This window comes from Bacilli bacterium (assembly GCA_036381315.1).
GTDB lineage: Bacteria > Bacillota > Bacilli > Paenibacillales > KCTC-25726 > DASVDB01.
Genome location: DASVDB010000175.1, coordinates 1 through 6497, shown reverse-complemented (window position 1 = coordinate 6497; position 6497 = coordinate 1). Strand labels below are relative to the sequence as shown.

The following is a 6497-nucleotide window of genomic DNA, read 5'->3' as shown; positions in this document are numbered from 1 at the left end:
GGGGAGGGTCGCGTCATGGGAAAACTCGCCATATTTTCGTTGCTGTGGTGGATAACGGGTAGCCCTTTTATCGCGCTCTTGGTGCTTTTGATCATTATTTACGCGATCGACAGGCGGTATGTCGGTTTGCTTCCGGATATCACGAAGCCTTTTAAGGAATCGCGAAGGCTTGCGGCATTGCATACCAGCGTGCGGCTTAATCCGCACAACAATTCGGACAAACTGGAAATTGCGCGGATTTTGATCAGGAAAAGGCGTTACGGCGCCGCCAAAAGCTTGTTGGAGCAAATTACCGAAGTACTTTCGGACTCGGCGGAAGCCTGGTTTGGACTGGGACTGTGCAAATTGAAAACCGGCAATCTGGCGCAGGGCGAAGCGGATATGTTAAAGGCGTTATCGCTGAATCCCAGGGTTGCATATGGCGAACCTTATCTCAGGCTGGGCGAAGCTTTTGCCGGCAACGATCCGCAAAAAGCGCTCATGTATCTGGAAAAGTTCGGCGAGGTGCAATCCTCGTCCTGCGAGGCTTACGTGTTGCTGGGCGATCTTTATGCCCGTTTGGGCCGCAGCGCGGAAGCGAAACGGTCCTACCGCGAAGCGCGGGAAATATACCGGCAGCTGCCGAAGTACCGTCGCAAGGCGGAACGAAAGTGGGCCGTCATTGCCCGGTTGAAAGCCTGAAGTTGAGCGGAGAGGAAGTGTATACGGCTTGGAAGAGATCGGCGAAACATTTACGATTTTCACCGTTATCGTACTCACGTTTATCATTACGATCACTTGGCTGAAACTGAAAAACAGGTCTAAAAACAAAAAATAGCAACGCGAGAAGGTGGATTCATGTATTACGTAGACCGCAAACAAATTGACCGTCGCCTGCAGTTTATTCCGGCCATTATCACGGCGCTGGAAAAAATCGCGGAACAATGGGACGCTGACGACACGGTGCTGGTGTTGGCGCAGGAAAGGGCGATCCATCTGGCGGTGGAAACCGTCACGGATATCGGCAGCTTGATGATAGACGGTTATTTGATGCGGGAAGCAAGCAGCTATGAGGATATCATCACCGTCTTGCGCGACGAGAACATATTCCCGGCAGCAATCGCCGATCAATTGTTGGCAGCGGTGCGCTTCCGCAAACCGCTCGTGCAGGATTACGATTCGCTGGACAGCCATGAACTGCATCGGCTTGCGCTAACGTTGCCGCCGGTTCTTGCCGGCTTTGCTTCCGCCGTCAAAACCTACATAACCGAAAATTAATCGCAACCCGCAGTAGAAAGGATCAGGAGAGATGGACACAATCAAATTGACACACTATTCCAGCAAGGGCGGCTGCGGCTGCAAAATCGGCCCCGCGGACTTGCAGGAAGTGCTTCGCAATCTGGCCAAAACCGAGCCGCACCCCGACTTGCTCGTCGGACTGGAAACGGGCGACGACGCCGGCGTGTTTCGCTTGAACGATGAATTGGCCCTGGTGCAGACGGTAGACTTTTTTACCCCGATCGTCAACGATCCTTATTCGTTCGGCCAGATCGCCGCGGCCAATGCGCTTAGCGACGTATATGCGATGGGCGGAACGCCGCTAACGGTGCTCAATATCGTCGCGTTTCCCATCCATAAGTTGGACAAGTCGGTGCTTGCCGAGATATTGCGCGGCGCCGGCGATAAGGTGCGGGAAGCGGGGGCGGTGCTTGTCGGCGGCCATTCGATCGACGACAACGAACCGAAATTCGGGCTTGCCGTAACCGGAACGGTTCATCCGGCGCAGGTGAAAACGAACGCGGGCGCGCAACCGCTGGACCGGTTGATTTTGACCAAGCCGATCGGCGTCGGCATTCTGACGACGGCAATCAAGAAGGATCTCTTGCACGCGGAAGAAATTGACCGCGTAACGCGCGTCATGACCACATTGAACAAAACGGCCGCCGAAATCATGCGGCAATTTGCCGTGCATGCCGCAACCGACGTGACCGGCTTCGGGCTGTTGGGGCATGCGGCGGAGATGGCGCAAGCTAGCGGCGTCGGCTTGCGCGTGCACCGCGCAAGCGTGCCGGTTCTGCCGCGTGTGCGCGAATTGGCGGAGGCCGGCTGCGTGCCCGGCGGCACGAAAAACAATTATGCCCATCTCGCAAGCTATGTCGAATATCCGGAAAAAATGGACGAGCTTGACCGCTTCATTTTATGCGACGCCGTTACCTCGGGCGGGCTTTTGCTTTCGGTGGCGAACGATCAGGCGGATGCGCTGCGGCAAGCGTTGCGCGCTGCGGGCGTTGAAGCGTGGGAAATCGGCGAAGCGGTGGCCGAGCATCCGGGCAAAATCGTTGTGATCGGTTAACCTGTTTGGCAAAGGAGAAAACGGTTTGTTCAGCGACATCACAGTTGAAGAGATGCTGGAGAAATTCCGGGCGAAGGAACTTACAATCATCGATGTGCGTTCCCCGCGGGAATTTGCGAATGCGACCATTCCGGGCAGCTTGAACATCCCGCTGTTTGACGATGCCGAGCGCGCCGAGGTTGGCACGCTGTATGCGCAAATAAGCCCCGATGCGGCAAAAGCGCGCGGGTTGGAGATCGTTTCGGCGAAGTTGCCCCGCTTTATACAGCAATTTGCGGAAATACCGGGGCCAAAAGCGGTGTTCTGTTGGCGCGGCGGAATGCGCAGCAAAACGGCGGCGACGCTGCTCGACCTGATGGGCATGCCGGTGCGGCGCCTTTCGGGCGGCTACCGGGCTTACCGCAAGTGGGTGCTGCAAACGCTTGACAATTACAGGCTTACTCAAACGTGTATCGTCATCAACGGCTATACCGGAACCGGGAAAACGTGGCTGTTGCGGCAGCTTGCCGCCAAAGGATATCCGGTAGTGGACCTGGAAGCGATGGCCGGGCATCGCGGGTCCATCTTCGGCGGCATCGGACTCAAGCCGGCAAACCAGAAAACATTGGATTCGTTATTGCTCCACCGGCTGGAGGAATTGAAAGGCAGCCCATATTTTCTGATGGAAGCAGAGAGCGCAAGAATCGGCAATTGCGTAGCCCCGCAATTTTTAATGGATGCCAAGGAGAACGGCATCCATGTGTTCATTGAGGTTCCGGAAGCGGAGCGGATAAAGCAAATTTTGCACGACTATGATCCGCATCAGTTTGCGGATGCTTGCGCGGACGCTTTTGCCAGAATCAAAGAGCGCATTCATACCCCGATTGCCGCGCAAATTGCCGCCGACTTGCGGGAGAAGCGCTTTGCTCGGGTTGTCGCCAATTTGCTGCGCTATTACTACGATCCGCGGTACGAATACGCTATCGAGCATCATCGGCCCGATTCCCTGCATCTTCGCGGCGAAACTTGCGAGGAAGTGCTTGCGAAACTGGAAAACTGGCTTGAAAAATTTTCCGCAATGAGTGTCACGGATGAGCCTTCCCGCCTATAATATGGTGAACATGGGCATTCGTCTATTGCGCAGCGGATTTTGGATGCCCGATATTTTGACGGGGAGGGATATGCGGTGCTCGAATGGAGTTTGGCTGTTGCGGCTTTTTCCTTTGTCGTTCTGGCCGGTTTTGCCATTCCGGCGATTTTTGCGTTAAAATCGGCCATTCTTGAACTAAGCGAAACGATCGGACAAATTCGCACCCGCACGGATGAAATCGCCGCGGAAACGTTGCGGCTGCTGCAAACGTCCAACCGTATCGCCGCCAATGCCGAAGACAAAATGGCGGCGTTGGACAACGCGTTTGCCGCGGCCAGGCGTTTGGGCGACTGCGCCCGCAACGCGATCCAGGCGCTCGAAGGATTTTTCGCGCTCATTTTGGGAACGCAAAAGCCTACCGTTCGGTGAACGCCTCTATCCGCCACCGATCGATCATGCGAAGGAGAGGAAGGGAAATGTTCAAAATGAGCGGAAAAGGCAAAAGTTTTCTGCTGGGGGCTTTGCTCGGCGGCATAGCCGGAAGCGTGGCCGCCCTCTTGTTTGCTCCCAAGCCCGGACGCGAGCTGCGCGAGGATATCGCGCAACAGGTGCAAACCGTCAGCGGGAAGACGCAGGACATATTGCAAAATGTCAAGGAAGAGACGTTGCAGTTTGCCGCAAGAGCCAAAGGCTCGGTGGTAAGCGCAATTGACGGATGGAAAGCGGCCAGAAAGCAAGCAAGCGCGGGCGAGCCGGAACAAACTGCCGGAGACCGGCAAGAAAACAGCGCCGGCTAATACTGTCAACCGCCATAACCGACAGCACCGAATGCTGTCGGTTATGTGGCGTTTTGGTCATAAATTGTTCAAAACATTGTCCCGAATCGCTATTGTTTGGGCGAGTAGTAAAATTTAAAATAATACCAATAGTAATTCTAAATAGCTGGCTCGGGAATGTGGTGATCTTGTGAAAATGCCTCGGTTGCTTTTGGCTGCGGTCATGTTTATGCTGACGCTTCCGTTTTTTAATGTTTCGCTTTCCGCCCACGCGGTGCTTGAACAGGCGACACCGTTTGCGAACAGCGAGCTTAACGCCGCGCCGCAGTCGGTTGAGCTCACGTTTAACGAACGCGTGGATCCCGATTTATTTTCCTTGCAGGTAATCGATAGCCGTGGCAAATCGGTAACGTCGCAAAAAGCCGCGATCAGTCCCGATCACAAAAGTTTGTCGCTCAAGCTGCCAAAGCTGCCTAACGGCGTTTATACGGTTACATACCGCGTCATTTCGGCTGATGGCCATCCGGTGGAGCAGTCCTATGTCTTCTCGATCGGAAAGCTGGCAAATGCCGCGCCCGCGCAACCCGCATCATCGGCAATAACGGCGGCAGCGCAAAATATCGCATTATGGCTGACGCGCACGTTATACTATTTTGCTTTGCTCACTCTGACCGGCTGGATTTTCTGGCTGGCTAGCGGAAAGCTGGATGATCTCGCCAACCTAAGACGGCAGCGGTATTGGCTTCGAATCTTGAAGGCGGCGTTTTTGGCGACCGTAATGCTTACAGGTGTTTCACAAATTTCCACAATGTTGAAAGATGCCGGCGTGCGCGGATTGCCAAGTGTTTTGCTACATTCCGTTTATGGCCATTCCCTGCTCGTTCTGCTTGCCGTGTCCGTTTTGCTGCTGTTAACGCCGATGCGGTGGAAGGCGGCCAACTTTATTTGGTTAATAGCTGCCTGGGCGGCGGAAGCGGCTGCCGGGCATGCGGTTGCGGCGCAGCGCAACTGGCTGGCGTTGCCCATGGACATGCTGCATGTGGCGTTTGCCGCGATCTGGGCGGGCGGACTGTTCGTGATCGTGCTGTTTTGGAAACAGGAAACGGCAGCCATGAAGCGGTTTATCCGTCCGTTTTCCCGTACGGCGTTGATCGGAATGTTCGTTTTGGCCGTATCGGGTGTCATTCTGGCCCATACCCTATTGCCCGGTATGGCCACTGTCGGCAGAACAACCTGGAGTTGGCTGCTGTTTGCCAAGATCGCGCTGTATATTCTGGTAATCGTTACGGCCTTCTTCCTGCGCAAGCTGCTTGCGGCAGGCGATCAAAAGCCGCTCTACGGCTTTCTGCTGCGCGATTTTCTGCTTATGTCGGCGATTGTGCTGGTTGTCGGCGGGCTTGTCTTTTCTTCGCCGTATCCGGCAAACAAACCGCAGGACTGGCAATGGAGCGGCAAAGACATGTTGTTTCACGTCGCATTGAAACCCAATCAGCCCGGCGTCGCCAACGAAATGCATGTGACGGTCAGGACGCTCGCCGCCAACACGCCGCCGAAACGGGTGGCGGTATACGCGCGCTATTTGGGCAAGCCGAAGTTAGCGCCGATTTCCGTGCCGATCCGGTTGCAAAAATCTTCGCTTTACAGCTATGACTATGTAGGCAAAGGAGCATTTTTCCCGCTTAAAGGAAAATGGCAGTTGCAGTTCGTCGTGTTGGACAACGATGATAACCAGTCCATTTACTATAAAACAGACCTGTTATTTTAAAGGAGCGAAACGCAGATGCGCAAAATGTCGGCAGCGCTGATCGGATGCGTGTGCCTGTTTCTGGCACTCGGGGGGACGGCATTTGCCCACGTCAAAGTTTATCCCGGCGAAACGATGCAGGGAGCATATGAAAAATTTACGGTAAGGGTGCCAAGCGAGAAAGACGGCAATACCGTCAAGGTAGAACTGAAAATTCCCGAGGATGTGGACGTCAGCAGGGTGGAGCCGAAAGATGGCTGGAAATATGAATTGGTCAAGGACGAAAACGGGAAAATTACCGCCATCGTTTGGACTGCCGTTGGAAGAGGCTTGTCCGTAACGGAATTTGCGGAGTTCAACATCCAGGGCAAGGTAAGCAGCACTGCCGGGAAATTGGTTTGGAAGGCGATTCAGACGTACAGCGATCATTCTACGGTGGAATGGGCGGGAGCGGAAGACTCCGATACCCCCGCTTCCGTTACGATGGTTCGGACGAAATCGGATGCGGCGGCGCGGGAAAACTCCAATAAAGCGCCGCTTGCCGTAAGCCTTTCGCTAATCTTTTCTCTCGTCGCC

At 54.7% G+C, this 6497-nt stretch carries 8 protein-coding genes; all 8 read left to right on the top strand.

What is annotated here, in order from left to right; all coding sequences use genetic code 11:
- The coding region (locus VF260_13060; protein HEX7058110.1) for a tetratricopeptide repeat protein at positions 1 to 681 on the top strand (681 nt) is incomplete at its 5' end.
- Between the two features lie 156 nt (positions 682 to 837).
- Positions 838 to 1257, top strand: a complete 420-nt coding sequence (locus tag VF260_13055) for a HepT-like ribonuclease domain-containing protein (protein HEX7058109.1) — start codon at positions 838 to 840, stop codon at positions 1255 to 1257.
- Between the two features lie 31 nt (positions 1258 to 1288).
- Positions 1289 to 2332: a selenide, water dikinase SelD gene (selD, locus tag VF260_13050; GenBank protein HEX7058108.1), complete on the top strand. Its 1044-nt coding sequence runs from the start codon at positions 1289 to 1291 to the stop codon at positions 2330 to 2332.
- Positions 2333 to 2357: 25 nt separating this feature from the next.
- Positions 2358 to 3422, top strand: a complete 1065-nt coding sequence (mnmH, locus tag VF260_13045) for a tRNA 2-selenouridine(34) synthase MnmH (GenBank protein HEX7058107.1) — start codon at positions 2358 to 2360, stop codon at positions 3420 to 3422.
- Positions 3423 to 3497: 75 nt separating this feature from the next.
- Positions 3498 to 3830 carry a DUF948 domain-containing protein gene (locus VF260_13040; protein ID HEX7058106.1) on the top strand — a complete coding sequence of 111 codons (333 nt, stop codon included), beginning with the start codon at positions 3498 to 3500 and terminating at the stop codon, positions 3828 to 3830.
- A 47-nt stretch (positions 3831 to 3877) separates the two neighbouring features.
- Complete coding sequence (locus tag VF260_13035; protein ID HEX7058105.1) at positions 3878 to 4198, top strand: YtxH domain-containing protein; 321 nt, start codon at positions 3878 to 3880, stop codon at positions 4196 to 4198.
- Between the two features lie 175 nt (positions 4199 to 4373).
- Positions 4374 to 5942: a copper resistance protein CopC gene (locus tag VF260_13030; protein ID HEX7058104.1), complete on the top strand. Its 1569-nt coding sequence runs from the start codon at positions 4374 to 4376 to the stop codon at positions 5940 to 5942.
- Between the two features lie 15 nt (positions 5943 to 5957).
- Positions 5958 to 6497 (top strand): YcnI family protein (locus VF260_13025; protein HEX7058103.1); only part of this gene is annotated, 540 nt, incomplete at its 3' end.

Bases quoted from the DNA above. Each gene is read 5' to 3' on its own strand.
- VF260_13055 (HEX7058109.1), top strand. From the start codon at position 838: ATGTATTACGTAGACCGCAAACAAATTGACCGTCGCCTGCAGTTTATT.
- selD (HEX7058108.1), top strand. From the start codon at position 1,289: ATGGACACAATCAAATTGACACACTATTCCAGCAAGGGCGGCTGCGGC.
- VF260_13035 (HEX7058105.1), top strand. From the start codon at position 3,878: ATGTTCAAAATGAGCGGAAAAGGCAAAAGTTTTCTGCTGGGGGCTTTG.
- VF260_13030 (HEX7058104.1), top strand. From the start codon at position 4,374: ATGCCTCGGTTGCTTTTGGCTGCGGTCATGTTTATGCTGACGCTTCCG.